This is a genomic window from Massilia sp. Soil_C_3, assembly GCF_057657035.1.
In genome coordinates this window covers 292,791-306,883 of record NZ_JBDGJG010000008.1, presented here as the reverse complement: position 1 = coordinate 306,883, position 14,093 = coordinate 292,791, and the positions used below count along the sequence as shown (strand labels likewise).

Below are 14,093 nucleotides of genomic sequence, written 5' to 3'. Positions count from 1 at the left end.
GAAGAAACGAATAGGACATCGCGATGGACCTGCACAACCTGGCGCCAAGCCGTGGGCGCGGCGAGCCGATCTACCTGCAGCTGTACCGCCGCTATTGCGAGGCGATCGCCGCGGGCAAGCTCAAGGCCGGCGACCGGGTGCCGTCGGTGCGCAGCCTGGCCAGCGAATTGAACCTGGCGCGCGGCACCGTCGAAGCGGCCTACCAGCTGCTGGTCGGCGAAGGCTATTTCGTGGCGCGCGGCGCGGCCGGGACGATCGTCTCGCCGCGTCTGCCGAAACTGGCCGAGCCGGCGCGGCCGCGGAGTGCGGCGCGCAGCGCGCCGGATGCCGCTTCGCAGCAAGGCGTCCCGGGCGAAGCCATGCCGTTCCAGCTCGGTTTGCCGGCGCTCGACGCCTTCCCGCGCAAGACCTGGACGCGCCTGGCCGGACGCACTTCGCGCGCCCTCGAGACGATGGCGATGACCTATCCCGATCCGGCCGGCTACGCCCCCCTGCGACGCACCATCGCCACCTATCTCGGGATCGCGCGCGGCATCGACTGTTCGCCCGAGCAGGTCTTCGTCACGCCTGGCTACCACGGCGCGCTGGAATTGGCGCGGCGCGTCCTGCTGCGCGATGGCGACATCGGGTGGTACGAGGATCCGGGCTATGTGCTCGCGCGGCGTTTCCTGGTGCAGTCCGGGCTGCGCCTGGCGCCGGTGCCGGTCGACGACGAAGGACTGGACGTGGCGCGCGGCCTGGAGCGAACGCCGGATGCGCGGTTCGCCGTGGTGACGCCCACCCACCAGAGCCCTACGGGCGTGGCGATGTCGCTGCCGCGCCGGCTGGAACTGCTGGCATGGGCCGACGCCGCCCGCGCCTGGATCATCGAGGACGACTACGACAGCGAGTTCCGCTATCACGGCCGTCCGTTGCCGGCCCTGAAAAGCATCGACCGCCACGGCCGGGTGCTGTACACCGGCACCTTCAGCAAGGTGCTGCTACCCGGCCTGCGGCTGGCCTACCTGGTCGTCCCTGAAGCGCAAGTGGCGCGCGTGCGCGACATGGTCGACCATCTTCCCGGCCCGGGTTCGATCCTGCCGCAGGCGACGGTGGCCGAGTTCATGGAACAGGGCCACTTTGCGCGCCACCTGCGCAGGATGCGCACGCTGTACGCCGAGCGGCGCGGCTACCTGGTCGAGGCGCTGGCGCGAGAGATGGGAGACGCGCTGACGGTGCAGCCGCAGGCCGGCGGCATCCACGTGCTGGCGCGGCTCGCCGCCGGGCATGACGACCGGGCGCTGGCCGCGGCGGCGCGGGCGCGTGGAATGGGATTGCAAGCCCTCGGCGACTGGCGGATGGGCAGGTCGCGCCGCGGCGGCTTGTTGATGGGGTTTGCCAATTTTGCGACGCCGGAGGCGGCAACCGAAGCAGTGCGCCGCCTCCGCGCCTTACTGAACGAAACCTGGAGCATCTGATATGCAAACTACCCAAGAACTGGTCGCCATGATCCGCTCTGCCTGGGACGGCGCCCAGCCCCCAGCCGGTGAAAATATCTCGCGCCCGACCTACGACGACGAGGGCGTGTCTGCCTATTTTTCCGGTAAGACCTGGGACGGCCATACGGCGCGGCAGCTTCGGCGACTGGATTTCGCACCGTGCATCCTTACCCAGGAAGCGTTCGCCTACTATTTGCCGGCCTACCTGATCGCGGATATCGAAGACCCGAAAACCTCCGACACAAATATGGAAAGGGCCGTCTTCTGGCTCGACCGGGATAAGGTTCGTGATCTGGATGAGCAAGGGCCGGCGGTCATCGACAGGCTGACGGCGCCGCAGCGCTCGGCGCTGAGGCAGTACATCCTGTTCATCGAGCGTCGGGAGCGAGGGTTTCACGATGAGCTTTGGGAGAAGATCGGCAGGCATCTCGATGAAGCGGATGCCTGATCCTAGTGCGCGCCCCGGTGCGCCGAGGCGCACGAGATCACGCCCGACACCAGCAGCGCCAGCGCGGCCGTCTCGAACCCGCTCGGCCAGCGCGCTTCCCACAGAAAGCCATACAAGGCCGCGAAGATGGTTTCGAACACGATCATCTGACCCATCAGGCTCAAGGGCAGCGCGCGGCTGGCGTGGTTCCACAGGGCGTTGCCGACCACCGAGCACAGGATGGCAACCGCACTGACCAGCGCGCCGAACCGCAGCCAGGCCGGCAGGGTGTGTTCGCCCGACGCCAGTACGAAGGCGGGCACCGCCAACGCCAGCGCCATGACGCCCGTCACCACGCCCACCAGCAGATTCCATTCATGCGACGAAACCCCCTCGATGCGCGCCAGCCAGCGGCTGTTATGTACCGCGAAGATGGTCCACGACACCAGCGCACCGAAGGCGCAGGCCAGGCCGGCCAGCGATCCCGGGGCAGACGCCGACAGCGACTCCCAGCCGATGCAGGCCAGGCCGGCGCCACTCAGCAGCAGCGAAGGCAGCAGACGGCGCAGTGGCACCGCGTCGCCGTCGCGCGAACCGACCAAGGTGACCGCGATCGGCAGCAACCCGATCACGATCGAGGCCATGGCCACGCCGCCCAGTTGCACGGCATTGGCGAGAAACAGGTAATAGACGATATTGCCGGTGAGGCTGAGCCCGATCAAGGTGCGCCAGGCCGGCCAGCCGAGGTGGCGGCGCAACCGTCCCCAGGCAGGGTAGATGAGGATGGCGGCGACCAGGCCATAGGCCAGGTAGCGTCCGGCCGAGAGCTGGATCGGCAGGAATTCGGGCGCCAGTTCCGGGGCCAGGAAGACCAGGCCCCAGAGTGCGCCGGCGGCGATCCCGGCGCCGATGCCGAGCAGGGTGGAGCGGGACAGTCCGCCCGCGCCAGTAGCTGTGTACATGATGAGAATCTCCTTTGAGTGGAGATTCTCTGGCCTGGACCTGCCCCTGGTCTTGGCCGGGACTACTGCGGTTTTGGCGACTTCTCCTGACCCGCACGCCGATAGGCGGCGGGCGTGGTGTCGAACACGCGGCGCATCGCCCGCGTCAGGCTGGCCTGGTCCGAGAAGCCGCAGGCCAGGGCGATGTCGGCCACGCTGCGCGCGCTGTGGGTCAACAGGCCGCGTGCGCAATCCAGGCGGCAGCCCAGCAGCCAGGCATGTGGGGTGCTGTCCATCTCTTCGCGAAACAGCGCGTGCAGGCGGCTGACGCTCAGGTTGGCGGCGCGCGCCATCGATTCGGTGCTCCAGGCCAGGCCGGGCGCGGCCTCGATGCGCGCCAGCAGGGCCGCCAGGCGCGAGGTGGCGCGCGGCGCGTCCAGGCTCAGGGTGTCGAGCAGCAGCGGCACCCAGCCGTGCACCAGCGATCGGGCCGGCGCGGATTCACGGGCCATCAGTCCCATGAACTCGACCAGCTTGCGCGCCGCAGGGCCGAGCGTGACGAAGGGCCGCTCGAGCAGGCGCTGCCAGGGACCGTCGCCGAAGGCGGCGCCGTCGACGTCGACGATCAGGGAATCATTCGCGCCCGGGCTCGACTGCGCATGCCAGGCGCCGGGCGCCACCAGCGCGCCATGCAGGGGATCGAGGCGGCCGCGCCGCTCTTCGATGTCGAGCACGACTTCGCCGTGCACCGGCAGCACCAGCTGGGCGAAGTCGTGGCGGTCGCCCCAGTGCACGCGGTCGTAGCTGCGCAGGTGCAGGTCGCACGACGGCAGCGGCGTCATGCTGTCAGGCCATCGGGCTGCACACGTCGGTGCCGGCCGCCAGCGCCTTCAGCTTGACCGGATCGAGCAGGGTGACTTCGCGCTTGTCGACCTCGAGCCAGCCCTGCTTTTTAAAGCGCGACAGCAGGCGGCTGATGCTTTCGATCGTCAGGCCCAGGTAGTTGCCGATGTCTTCGCGCGACATGCGCAGCTGGAAGCGGTTGGCCGAATAGCCTCGGGTGGCATAGCGCGCCGACAGGTTGACCAGGAACACGGCGAAGCGCTGCTCGGCGCGCATATTGCCGAGCAGGAGCATGACGTTCTGCTCGCGCGTGATTTCCTGGCTCATGATGCGGTGGAAGTGGCGCAGCAGGGTCGGCACTTCGCCGAACAGGTCTTCCAGGCGCGCGAACGGGATCTCGCACACCTCGGAATCTTCCAGCGCCACCGCGTCGCAATGGTGGGTGCCACTGATCGCATCCATGCCCAGCAGCTCGCCGGCCATCTGGAAGCCAGTGATCTGGGCTTCACCGGCGGCATTCACCTGATAGGTCTTGAAGTGGCCGAAGCGCACCGCGTACAGGTTGCGGAACGATTCGCCGACGCTGTACAGGCGCTCGTCGCGCTCCAGGCGGCGACGGCGGCCGATGATCTTGTCCAGGCGGTCGATGTCGGCGTCTTCGAGGCCCATCGGCAGGCACAGCTGGTGCATGCTGCACTGGGCGCAGGATTTGAGGGCGTGGATATTGAGTGGCGGCTCGGCTTGCCGGGACAGGGTCTGGCTCATGAGGGATGGTCGCTTGGTTCGGTACACCGCGATTATAGACGTGTTGAAGCGTCAATCTCGACAAACACATGCCATTTATTTGCAATTGAGAAACAACTCCGTTGCGTTCCGTTGCGTTCCGGTCGTTCGGCGCCCCTGCTCACCCATACCGGGTTCATTTAGCCTTAAACGCAACTGTGCGCACTCAATATCAATCGAGGCCTACACTGCCATATAAATTGAACAACTGGAGTGATCCCCAGTGTCATCAACTACTGAGACCGTGTCCGATCGCAGCGCCTTTGCCACCGCAATCGCGCGCCCGGACCTGCCGCCGGGCGGCGAAGACCAGGCCAGGGCGGATCTGTATGCCTTGCTCTCCCGCCTGCTGCTGGCCGCGCCCGACGCGGCGCTGCTCGATGCGCTCGCATCCAGCGATCCCATCCTGGCTGAGGGCGGCGACCCGGCGCTCGAACGCGCCTGGGATCAACTGACCGTGGCGTCCGGCGTGATGGACCCCCGGCTCGTCCACGATGAATTCAGCGCGCTGTTCGTCAGCGTCGGCACCCCGCCGGTCGACCCGTATGGCTCGCGCTACCTGGCCGGCTACATGAACGACACGCCGCTGGCGCACCTGCGCGAAGACCTGGCCCGGCTTGGCCTGGCGCGCATACAGGGGCGGGGCGAGTTCGAAGACCACCTCGGCGCGCTGTGCGAGACCATGCGCGTGCTGGTGGCCGGCGCGCCCGGCATCCGGCGCCAGCCGCTGGACGTGCAGCGCCGCTTCTTCGAGGCCCACATCGGCTCCTGGTGCATGCGCGCGCTGGACGACATCGCCAATGCCGACGACGCCAACTATTACCGCCTGGTCGCCCGCTTCGCACAGGCGTTCCTGGCAATCGAGGCGGAAAGCTTTGGAGTAGGAGAGGACACCGATGAACAAGCATGATCCACGAGTCCAGCAGGATCCCGGCCAGGACCGGCCCGACCCGGCGCGGCGCGGCTTCCTGAAAGCCGCCCCGCTGGGCGCGCTGGTGGTGGCCGCTGCCGCCGCCCCGGCGACCGCGGCGCCACAGGCCGCCCCGGCCGCGCCCGACCCCAAGGTCAAGCGCGGCTACCACGAGACGGATCACATCCGCCGCTATTACGAGACCGCCGCCTACTGGTAGGCAAGCAGAGGAATCGATATGTCACTGGTCAAGTCCACGCGCGACAGCGCGTTGAAACGGCGCCGCTTCCTGGTCGGGGCTGGCGTTGCCGCCGGCGCCGGCGCCCTGGCGCGCCACCTGCCGTTGAACGTGATCGAACCGGCCCAGGCCGACCCGGTACCCGATACCCCGGTGCCGACCGTGGTCAAGCGCACCGTCTGCAGCCACTGCTCGGTCGGCTGCTCGGTCGATGCGGTCGTCGCCAACGGCGTCTGGGTGCGGCAAGAGGCCGCCTTCGATTCGCCGATCAATATGGGCGCCCACTGCGCCAAGGGCGCGTCGGTGCGCGAGCACGCCTTCGGCGAGCACCGCCTGCGCTATCCGATGAAGCTGGTCAATGGCAAGTACCAGCGCATCTCCTGGGACCAGGCAATCGGGGAGATCGGCGACAAGTTGCTGCAGCTGCGCAAGGAAGCCGGGCCCGATGCGCTGATGGTGATCGGCAGCTCCAAGCACAATAACGAGCAAGCCTACCTGCTGCGCAAATGGGTGTCGTTTTTCGGCACCAACAACTGCGACCACCAGGCCCGCATCTGTCACTCGACCACCGTTGCCGGCGTGGCCCAGACCTTCGGTTACGGTGCGATGACCAACTCGTTCAATGACCTGCACCACAGTAAGGCGGTGCTGTTCATCGGCTCCAATCCGGCCGAGGCGCACCCGATCTCGATGCTGCACTTCCTGCACGCCAAGGAACTGGGCGCCAAGATGATCGTCATCGATCCGCGCTTTACCCGCACGGCGCGCTTCGCGGACCACTATGTGCGCGTGCGGCCCGGCACCGACATTCCGCTGGTGTGGGGCATCCTGTGGCACATCTTCAATAACGGCTGGGAAGACAAGAAGTTCATCGAAGAGCGCACCTGGGGCATGGAGGACGTGCGCGCCGAAGTCATGAAATGGACGCCCGATAAGGTGTCGGACGTCACCGGCGTGCCGGAATCGGCGGTCCGCATGGCGGCCGAGATGCTGGCCACCAACCGACCCTCGTCCGTGGTCTGGTGCATGGGCATCACCCAGCACCACGTCGGCACCGCCAATGTGCGTGCGCTGTCGATCCTGCAGCTGGCGCTGGGCAATATCGGGATTCCCGGCGGCGGCGCCAACATCTACCGCGGCCACGACAATGTGCAGGGCGCCACCGACGTCGGCCCCAACGGCGATTCGCTGCCCGGCTACTACGGCCTGGCAGAAGGCGCCTGGAAACACTTCGCTGCGGTCTGGGGCGTCGACTACGAATGGATCAAGTCGCGCTTCGGTTCCAAGGAGCTGATGGAAAAGTCCGGCATCACGGTATCGCGCTGGTTCGACGCGGTGAACGAAGAAAACCAGTTCGTCGACCAGCCGAGCAATCTGCGCGCCGTGCTCTACTGGGGGCATGCGCCGAACAGCCAGACCCGCCTGCCGGACATGAAGGCGGCGATGCAGAAGCTCGACATGATGGTGGTGATCGACCCCTATCCGAGCATGACGGCATCGATGCACGGCCGCAGCGACGGCGTCTACCTGCTGCCGGCCGCCTCGCAGTTCGAGACCCAGGGTTCGTGCACGGCCTCGAACCGCTCGATCCAGTGGCGCGAGCGGGTGATCCAGCCGCTGTTCGAATGCAAGACCGACCACGAGATCATGTACTTGTTCGCGCGCAAGCTGGGTTTCGCCGACGAACTGTGCAAGAACATCAAGGTGGTGCAGAACGAGCCGGTGGTCGAGGACATCCTGCGCGAGATCAACCGTTCGTGCTGGACCATCGGCTACACGGGTTGCTCGCCCGAGCGGCTCAAGCTGCATATGGAAAACAAGCATACGTTCAACCCGACGACGCTGCGCGCCGATTCCGGCCCGTGCAAGGGCGACTATTATGGCTTGCCGTGGCCATGCTGGGGCACGCCGGAGATGAAGCATCCGGGCACGCCGATCTTGTACGACCTGAGCAAGAGCGTGGCCGAGGGCGGCTTGCCGTTCCGCGCCAACTGGGGCGTCGAGCACAACGGTTCGAGCCTGCTGGCGGCCGACGGCTCGACCAACAAGCACAGCGAGCTGGACTTCGGCTATCCCGAGTTCGACCATGTGTTCCTGAAAAAACTGGGCTGGTGGGCCGAGCTGACCCCGGCCGAGCAGGCCATGGCCGAGGGCAAGAACTGGAAGACCGACCTGTCGGGCGGCATCATCCGGGTCGCAATCGCCCACGGTTGCGCGCCGTTCGGCAATGCCAGGGCGCGCTGCAACGTGTGGAACTTCCCCGATCCGGTGCCGGTCCACCGCGAGCCGCTGGCCACGCCACGGCGCGACCTGGTGGCCCAGTACCCGACCTATGACGACAAGGCCAATCACTGGCGCCTGCCGACGCTGTTCAAATCGGTGCAGGCGGTCGACTATTCGAAGGACTTCCCGCTGATCATGACCTCCGGCCGCCTGGTCGAGTACGAGGGCGGCGGCGAGGAAACCCGGTCCAATCCCTGGCTGGCCGAGCTGCAGCAAAACATGTTCGTCGAGATCAACCCGCGCGACGCGGTCCAGATCGGCGCCAAGCTGGGCGAGTACGTGTGGCTCGAGACCCCGACCGGCGCACGCCTGAAGATGATGGCGATGGTCACCGAGCGGGTGCCGGTGGGCCTGGTGTGGGCGCCGTTCCACTTCGGCGGCTGGTGGATGGGCGAAGACCTGGAACAACATTATCCCGAAGATGGGGCGCCGATCGTGCGCGGCGAAGCCATCAATACCGGCTGGACCTATGGCTATGATGCCGTGACCATGATGCAGGAAACCAAGGTGTCGCTGTGCCGCGTGGTACGCGCCTGAGCCGACGGAGGAGACCGATATGCCCGCAAGAATGAAATTTATCTGCGACACGGAGCGCTGCATCGACTGCAACGGCTGCGTGACCGCCTGCAAGAACGAGCACGAACTGGCCTGGGGCATCAACCGGCGCCGGGTGGTGACGATCAACGACGGCATTCCGGGCGAGCGCTCGGTGTCGGTCGCCTGCATGCACTGCACCGACGCGCCGTGCCTGGCCGTGTGCCCGACCAACTGCATCTACCACACCGAGGACGGCATCGTCCTGCACAGCAAGGACCAGTGCATTGGCTGCGGCTACTGCTATTACGCCTGTCCGTTCGGCGCTCCGCAATTCCCCGAGACGGGCCTGTTCAACCACCGCGGCAAGATGGACAAGTGCACCTTCTGCGCCGGCGGCCCGGAACCGGACACCTCGGAAGCCGAGTTCAAGAAGTATGGCCGCAACCGCATCGCCGAAGGCAAGCTCCCGGCCTGCGCCGAGCAGTGCGGCACGAAGGCGCTGCTGGGCGGCGACGCCAACATTATCGCCGACATCTATCGCCAGCGGGTCGAGACGCGCGGCTACGGCCCGCAGCTGTGGGGCTGGAAGATCGCCTACGGCAAGCCGAAACGCGGCGGCCAGATGAAGGCCACGGGCGACTCGCCGAGGGTCAACCAGGACTTGCGCGATTCGCAGAACCACGCAGGGAGGTTCCCGACATGAAGCTCATCAAGATCTGCGCATTGCTGCTGCCGGCGCTGCTGCTGGCCGGCTGCCTCGAAGTGGACCAGCATCCGCCATGGCTTCATGGCGAGTACGCCGGCAAGAAGGACGACCGCCATTATCACCGCCGGTTCCACGATGACCGCCTCGCCTGGTGGGCCACGGTCGAGAACCGCAACGGCAAGCAGAACGAATACAACCGGGCCAACCCCTGAGGAGGCACTATGCGAGCGACCCTGAATACGCTGCGCGCCATGCTGTTCCTGGCGGCGGCCCTGGTGTTCTCCGCTAGCTGGGCCGGCGTCAAGAACCAGAACGCCACGCCGGCCTATGCCGAAGAACAGACCATGCTGCAAATCGAGGCCGACTCGGTGGTGCCCGATCCCGGCATGACCAGCTCGGCATCGGGCCGGGTGCACATGGACCGCCACTACCTGGGCCAGTACGGCAGCAAGGAAGGCAACGTCATCGTCCAGCGCGGCGGCAACACCTGGCGCCACCTGCGCAACGGACCGCTGGCGACGATTGCCGGCTTCATCCTGCTGGCGGTGCCGCTGGCGATCTTCGTGTTCTACCGGACCATCGGCCCGGCCAACCAGGTGGCCGAGGCCGGCCGCAAGATGCAGCGCTTCAACCGCTGGGAGCGTCAGGTGCACTGGGCCACCGCCTTCAGCTTCATCGCGCTCGGCATCACCGGCATCATCATCATGTACGGCAAGAAGATCATGCTGCCGTGGATGGGACACGACCTGTTTTCCTGGGTGGCGATCATTTCGAAATACCTGCACAACTTCGTCGGGCCGCTGTTCATCCTGTGCTCGATCCTGATGTTCTTCACCTTCTTGAAGCGTAATTTCTACAACCGCGCCGACTGGCAGTGGGTCAAGCAGGGCGGAGGCATCGTCAGCCACAAGCACGTCCCGGCCGGCTTCTTCAATGCGGGCGAAAAGACCTGGTTCTGGGGCGGGGTCGCGCTCTTGGGCCTGATCATGTCCGTCACCGGCCTGGTGCTCGACTTCGCCGTCGGCCAGACCCGCTACGTGATGCAGGTGGCGAACGTGCTGCACGTGGGGGCCGCGGCGCTGTACATGGCGGCCGCCATGGGCCACGCCTATATCGGCACCTGGGGCACGCCCGGCGCCTACGAGGCGATGCGCTACGGCACGGTGGACGAGAACTGGGCCAAGGCCCACCACCAGCTGTGGTACGAACAGATGAAGACGGGCGTTCCGCCCGGGATGGACAAGGACGGCAAGATGGTGCCTGGCCAGGGCGGCCAGCCGCGCCCAGGTCCGGCGCACTGAGGAATGGCGATGAAACGACACACTGCACCGACGATCGGCGGCATGGCCCTGGCGGCCATCCTGCTGGCCGCCTGCGACCGCGGCCAGTCTCCCGCCGCCAACGGCGTGATCCAGACGAAGTACCCCGGACAGGTCTCGTCCGGCGGACTGACCAGCGGCCAGATCATGGCGCGCACGGCGCGGCCGGAGACCGACGCCACCTATGCCGGCGGCACGCCGGGCATCGCCGGCGGTTCGGGCGGCAATACCAGCGGCGCCGAGACCGCCGGCGCCACCCTGGAAACCGGCCAGGGACCGTCGAGCGGCGTCACCCAGCCGTCGAGCGCCGGGCGTGAGGGCGGCAATCTGCCGTCGGGCGAGAATCGTCCCGCCGCGCCGGCGCGGGGAACTACCGAAGCCCCGGCGGCCAGTAATGCCGCGCCGCAGGGGCAGTCAGGAGGAACACGATGACGGTCAAACGATTGCGCGCCTTGTCGGCGCTGGCGCTGGGCCTGAGCCTGGCCGGCGCATCCCGGGCGGCCCTGCCGCCGTCGTCGCCGGCCCAGGCCCAGGCCGCGGCGGCGAAGAAGGCCGAGGCCGAGGCCAAGGCAGCCAAGGAAAAGGAAGCGCTGAACGTGGCGATGGACCGGATCAGCGGTCAATGGCGCCAGCGCGCCGCGCAGGAGGGCTGGACCATCAAGCCGCCGCCGCCCGTGACCGGGCCGGTGGGTGTCGCCGCATCCGACCCGACCCCGGCGAGCGCGGGCGTGCCGGCGCCTGCCCCTCCCGGCGGCGCGCCGGGCACCTCGGGCGCCGCGCCGGCCACGGCGGCCGCGCCGCTCGGGGCGCGTGCGTTGCATGCGGCCACTGTGCCAGTCAAGAGCGAGAAGCTGGGCACGGCGCGGCCGAGCGAGGACGTCAAGCAGGGACCGACCCGCGCCGAGCCGGCCGGGGCTTCGCCGACGGTAAACAGGCAAGGCGTGCCCAGGAACGCCCCCAAACAGTGAAGGCACGACGATGAAAATGGGAAGCATGCCGGTCGCCATCATCATGCAGCGGCGCGCGGTGCAGCACCGCTGGGGCGACATGGACAGCTGGGCCGCGGTGGGCATCGTGCCGGACCGCGGCGAGCTGCCGCGCCTGTCGGTGCTGAGCGAAAGCGCGGAACGCGACTACTACATGGTCTCCGGCCTCGAGCTCGAACTGTACACCGACGAGAACGAGGGCTATTACGAGAACATCATGGCACCGGAATCGAAGGTGTTCGTGCTGTGGCGGATGGAAGACGATCGCGCGATGCCGGCGCGCGCCTCGGTGAGCTATGTCGAGGGAACGCGCATGTTCGATTCGGGCGAAGCGGCCGACGGCGTGACCATGCCGGCCGAGATCTACAGCTGGGTCGCGGGCTACCTACGCGAGCATTTCACGCCGCGCCCACGCAAGGGAAGGCAGCACGGATGAGCGCTGACGTCATGGCCGAGGAAGGATTCCTGCGCCGCTGGGCGCGACTGAAATCGTCGCCGGAGCCGGTGGAAGAGGCCCTGGCCGCCGAGGCGCCGGTTCCCGCCGTCCAGCCGCCGCCGGTGGAAGAAGCGCGGCCGCTGCCGACCCTGGACGACGTGGCGCGCCTGACGCCGGAGTCCGACTATTCGGCCTTCGTCGCCAAGGGCGTCGACAAGGCCGTGCAGCGCATGGCGCTCAAAAAACTGTTCGCCGATCCGAACTTCGCGGTGATGGACGGCCTGGACATCTATATCGCCGACTACAACAAGGCCGCGCCGCTCACCGACGCCATGCTGGCTGCGCTCAAGCACGCGCCTAGCGTACTGGACCGCCTGCTGGGCGGGGACGAGGACGAGGACAAAAACAAACACGAAGACGAAGGCGAACACGATCCGGCAGCCGAAAGCGAGCCGGGCATGCCGACACAAGGGACCCCATGAATATTCGATTCAACGATGGGGCGGCTTCCGACCCCGCCCAGGACGGCCGCGACCGGGCCGCCCGCCCGGCCGCGCTGCAGGCGGCGCAGGACTTTCCCGACTTCGAGGCGGCCGTCACCGTCGATTACCGCTCGCACGGGCGCACGCTGGTGGTGGGCAGCGCGGTTGACGCGCTGCCGCTGGCCGACCGGCTGGCCGGCACGCTGCCGGTCACCGTCCTGCTGCTGGACGAGCCGGACGGGCAACCGCGCCTGTATCCGGTGCACACGGCGCAGACGGTGGCCGTGGCTGGCTGGCTGGGCGCCTTCGAGGCGCGCTGGCGCGCGGCGGGCGAGCCGGTGGGCGAGGGCAGGTTCGACCTGGTGCTCGACCTGTGCCCGGCGCGCCTGATCGCCAGCCACCAGCGCCCGCACGGCTATTACGCGCCCGGCCAGGACGAGGCGGCGCGCCTGGCTGCGGTCGAGGCCCTGCAGGACATGGTCGGCGATTTCGAGAAGCCGAAATACTTCAGCTACAAGGAACGCATCTGCGCCCACGGCCGCAACGGCATAGAGGCCTGCACCGCCTGCGTCGATATCTGCTCGGCGCAGGCGATCGCCAGCGACGGCGACCGGGTGAAAGTCAACCCCTACCTGTGCGCCGGCTGCGGCGCCTGCGGCACCGTGTGCCCGACCGGGGCCATGAGCTACGCCTATCCGCCGGTGCCGCTCACCGGCAAACGCATCCAGGCTGCCCTGCGCGCCTTCCGCGAGGCGGGCGGCGCGCAGCCGGTGCTGCTGCTGCACGATGCGCAGGGCCAGGACCTTATGGCCCGCCTGGGCGACAGCGTCCCGGGGCGCATCCTGCCATTTTCGCTGCACCACGTCGCCTCGACCGGCATCGACGTCTGGCTGGCGGCGCTGGCCTACGGCGCGGCCGGCATCGCCGTGCTGACGACGGGTGACGAGGCGCCGCAATACGTGCAGGCGCTGGGTGAGCAGATGCAAATAGCCCAGGCGGTGCTCGGTGGCCTGGGCTATGCCGGACCGCACTTCCAGCTGCTCCAGCTGGGGAATTCTCCACTGGAGGCGGCCCAGGAACTGGCGCTGGCCCTGCGCCATGCGCCGCGCGGCGATGCGCCGGCCACGCCGGCCGTGTTCCACCTGTCGGTCGAAAAGCGCAACACCCTCGACTACGCGCTCGACCACCTGCACCGCCACGCTCCGCAGCAGCCGCTGCACATCGACTTGCCCGTCAAGGCGCCGTTCGGCGCGCTGGCGGTCGACCGCCAGGCCTGCAGCCTGTGCATGTCCTGCGTCGGCGTATGCCCGGCCAATGCGCTGCAGGACGGGCAGGGCGCGCCGCAGCTGCGCTTCATCGAAAAGAACTGCGTCCAGTGCGGCCTGTGCGCCAATACCTGCCCGGAGGACGCGATCACGCTGCAGCCGCGCATCTCGTTCGCGCCCGAGCGCATGGCGGCGGTGGTGCTGAACGAATCGCAGCCCTTCCACTGTATCCGTTGCAGCAAGCCGTTCGGCACGCTGCAGATGGTCGAGAACATGCTCGGGCGCCTGGGGGCTCACCCGGCGTTCGCGGCCAACCTGGATCGCCTGCGCATGTGCGGCGACTGCCGCGTGATCGACATGATGGCGCCTGCCGACGAGATGCAGGTGACGGCGCTGCGTCGTAACTAGGTCAGGCGTCACCGCCTTTCGAATCGGTGGCAGAATGGTTGCAAGGCGGGA

General features: G+C 67.6%; 16 protein-coding genes. 13 read left to right on the top strand and 3 right to left on the bottom strand.

Features of this window, described 5'->3' with window-relative positions; genetic code table 11:
- The first annotated feature begins 23 nt into the window (after positions 1-23).
- Together pdxR and AC3A6F_RS18510 are read left to right on the top strand one after the other, a co-directional pair.
- On the top strand, positions 24-1,457 hold the full coding sequence (pdxR, locus tag AC3A6F_RS18515) for a MocR-like pyridoxine biosynthesis transcription factor PdxR (protein WP_487683276.1): 1,434 nt from the start codon (positions 24-26) through the stop codon (positions 1,455-1,457).
- 1 nt (position 1,458) lies between these two features.
- On the top strand, positions 1,459-1,926 hold the full coding sequence (locus tag AC3A6F_RS18510) for a DUF6714 family protein (RefSeq protein ID WP_487683274.1): 468 nt from the start codon (positions 1,459-1,461) through the stop codon (positions 1,924-1,926).
- Between the two features lie 2 nt (positions 1,927-1,928).
- Here AC3A6F_RS18510 and AC3A6F_RS18505 read toward each other — a convergent pair whose 3' ends face one another.
- The 3 genes from AC3A6F_RS18505 to fnr form a co-directional block, all read right to left on the bottom strand.
- Complete coding sequence (locus AC3A6F_RS18505; protein WP_487683272.1) at positions 1,929-2,867, bottom strand: DMT family transporter; 939 nt, start codon at positions 2,865-2,867, stop codon at positions 1,929-1,931.
- Positions 2,868-2,929: 62 nt separating this feature from the next.
- Positions 2,930-3,688 carry an AraC family transcriptional regulator gene (locus AC3A6F_RS18500; RefSeq protein ID WP_487683270.1) on the bottom strand — a complete coding sequence of 253 codons (759 nt, stop codon included), beginning with the start codon at positions 3,686-3,688 and terminating at the stop codon, positions 2,930-2,932.
- Positions 3,689-3,692: 4 nt separating this feature from the next.
- Positions 3,693-4,454, bottom strand: coding sequence for a fumarate/nitrate reduction transcriptional regulator Fnr (gene fnr / locus AC3A6F_RS18495; protein WP_487683268.1), 762 nt, complete (start codon positions 4,452-4,454; stop codon positions 3,693-3,695).
- Between the two features lie 241 nt (positions 4,455-4,695).
- On the opposite strand from fnr, the gene AC3A6F_RS18490 reads away from it, so the two are divergent.
- Genes AC3A6F_RS18490 through AC3A6F_RS18440 form a run of 11 tightly spaced genes read left to right on the top strand, consistent with a single transcriptional unit; the run spans position 4,696 to position 14,042 of the window.
- Entirely contained in the window at positions 4,696-5,382 is a 687-nt protein-coding gene (locus AC3A6F_RS18490; RefSeq protein WP_487683266.1) for a TorD/DmsD family molecular chaperone, read from the top strand.
- Complete coding sequence (locus AC3A6F_RS18485; RefSeq protein ID WP_487683264.1) at positions 5,369-5,602, top strand: formate dehydrogenase; 234 nt, start codon at positions 5,369-5,371, stop codon at positions 5,600-5,602. The genes AC3A6F_RS18490 and AC3A6F_RS18485 overlap by 14 nt, the downstream gene beginning before the upstream one ends.
- Before the next feature lie 18 nt (positions 5,603-5,620).
- The gene (locus AC3A6F_RS18480) at positions 5,621-8,440 is read left to right on the top strand and encodes a formate dehydrogenase subunit alpha (protein ID WP_487683263.1); all 2,820 of its coding nucleotides are present in this window, start codon (positions 5,621-5,623) and stop codon (positions 8,438-8,440) included.
- A gap of 19 nt (positions 8,441-8,459) precedes the next feature.
- Positions 8,460-9,143: a formate dehydrogenase FDH3 subunit beta gene (fdh3B, locus tag AC3A6F_RS18475; protein WP_487683261.1), complete on the top strand. Its 684-nt coding sequence runs from the start codon at positions 8,460-8,462 to the stop codon at positions 9,141-9,143.
- Positions 9,140-9,358, top strand: a complete 219-nt coding sequence (locus AC3A6F_RS18470; RefSeq protein WP_487683259.1) for a hypothetical protein — start codon at positions 9,140-9,142, stop codon at positions 9,356-9,358. The genes fdh3B and AC3A6F_RS18470 overlap by 4 nt, the downstream gene beginning before the upstream one ends.
- A 9-nt stretch (positions 9,359-9,367) precedes the next feature.
- Positions 9,368-10,447, top strand: coding sequence for a formate dehydrogenase subunit gamma (locus AC3A6F_RS18465; RefSeq protein ID WP_487683257.1), 1,080 nt, complete (start codon positions 9,368-9,370; stop codon positions 10,445-10,447).
- A gap of 9 nt (positions 10,448-10,456) precedes the next feature.
- Positions 10,457-10,897, top strand: a complete 441-nt coding sequence (locus tag AC3A6F_RS18460; RefSeq protein WP_320472558.1) for a hypothetical protein — start codon at positions 10,457-10,459, stop codon at positions 10,895-10,897.
- Positions 10,894-11,433: a hypothetical protein gene (locus tag AC3A6F_RS18455; protein ID WP_487683255.1), complete on the top strand. Its 540-nt coding sequence runs from the start codon at positions 10,894-10,896 to the stop codon at positions 11,431-11,433. The genes AC3A6F_RS18460 and AC3A6F_RS18455 overlap by 4 nt, the downstream gene beginning before the upstream one ends.
- Positions 11,434-11,443: 10 nt before the next feature.
- Positions 11,444-11,887, top strand: coding sequence for a DUF3305 domain-containing protein (locus AC3A6F_RS18450; RefSeq protein ID WP_320472556.1), 444 nt, complete (start codon positions 11,444-11,446; stop codon positions 11,885-11,887).
- Positions 11,884-12,369 carry a DUF3306 domain-containing protein gene (locus tag AC3A6F_RS18445; RefSeq protein ID WP_487683252.1) on the top strand — a complete coding sequence of 162 codons (486 nt, stop codon included), beginning with the start codon at positions 11,884-11,886 and terminating at the stop codon, positions 12,367-12,369. The genes AC3A6F_RS18450 and AC3A6F_RS18445 overlap by 4 nt, the downstream gene beginning before the upstream one ends.
- A complete protein-coding gene (locus tag AC3A6F_RS18440; RefSeq protein WP_487683250.1) occupies positions 12,366-14,042 on the top strand; it encodes a 4Fe-4S binding protein in 1,677 nt (558 codons plus the stop codon). Before AC3A6F_RS18445 ends, AC3A6F_RS18440 begins: the two co-directional genes overlap by 4 nt.
- Positions 14,043-14,093: the final 51 nt, after the last annotated feature.

Bases quoted from the DNA above. Each gene is read 5' to 3' on its own strand.
- AC3A6F_RS18440 (WP_487683250.1), top strand. From the start codon at position 12,366: ATGAATATTCGATTCAACGATGGGGCGGCTTCCGACCCCGCCCAGGAC.
- AC3A6F_RS18510 (WP_487683274.1), top strand. From the start codon at position 1,459: ATGCAAACTACCCAAGAACTGGTCGCCATGATCCGCTCTGCCTGGGAC.
- pdxR (WP_487683276.1), top strand. From the start codon at position 24: ATGGACCTGCACAACCTGGCGCCAAGCCGTGGGCGCGGCGAGCCGATC.
- AC3A6F_RS18450 (WP_320472556.1), top strand. From the start codon at position 11,444: ATGAAAATGGGAAGCATGCCGGTCGCCATCATCATGCAGCGGCGCGCG.
- AC3A6F_RS18500 (WP_487683270.1), bottom strand. From the start codon at position 3,688: ATGACGCCGCTGCCGTCGTGCGACCTGCACCTGCGCAGCTACGACCGC.
- AC3A6F_RS18455 (WP_487683255.1), top strand. From the start codon at position 10,894: ATGACGGTCAAACGATTGCGCGCCTTGTCGGCGCTGGCGCTGGGCCTG.
- AC3A6F_RS18445 (WP_487683252.1), top strand. From the start codon at position 11,884: ATGAGCGCTGACGTCATGGCCGAGGAAGGATTCCTGCGCCGCTGGGCG.
- AC3A6F_RS18480 (WP_487683263.1), top strand. From the start codon at position 5,621: ATGTCACTGGTCAAGTCCACGCGCGACAGCGCGTTGAAACGGCGCCGC.
- AC3A6F_RS18485 (WP_487683264.1), top strand. From the start codon at position 5,369: ATGAACAAGCATGATCCACGAGTCCAGCAGGATCCCGGCCAGGACCGG.
- AC3A6F_RS18465 (WP_487683257.1), top strand. From the start codon at position 9,368: ATGCGAGCGACCCTGAATACGCTGCGCGCCATGCTGTTCCTGGCGGCG.
- AC3A6F_RS18460 (WP_320472558.1), top strand. From the start codon at position 10,457: ATGAAACGACACACTGCACCGACGATCGGCGGCATGGCCCTGGCGGCC.
- AC3A6F_RS18470 (WP_487683259.1), top strand. From the start codon at position 9,140: ATGAAGCTCATCAAGATCTGCGCATTGCTGCTGCCGGCGCTGCTGCTG.
- fnr (WP_487683268.1), bottom strand. From the start codon at position 4,454: ATGAGCCAGACCCTGTCCCGGCAAGCCGAGCCGCCACTCAATATCCAC.
- fdh3B (WP_487683261.1), top strand. From the start codon at position 8,460: ATGCCCGCAAGAATGAAATTTATCTGCGACACGGAGCGCTGCATCGAC.
- AC3A6F_RS18505 (WP_487683272.1), bottom strand. From the start codon at position 2,867: ATGTACACAGCTACTGGCGCGGGCGGACTGTCCCGCTCCACCCTGCTC.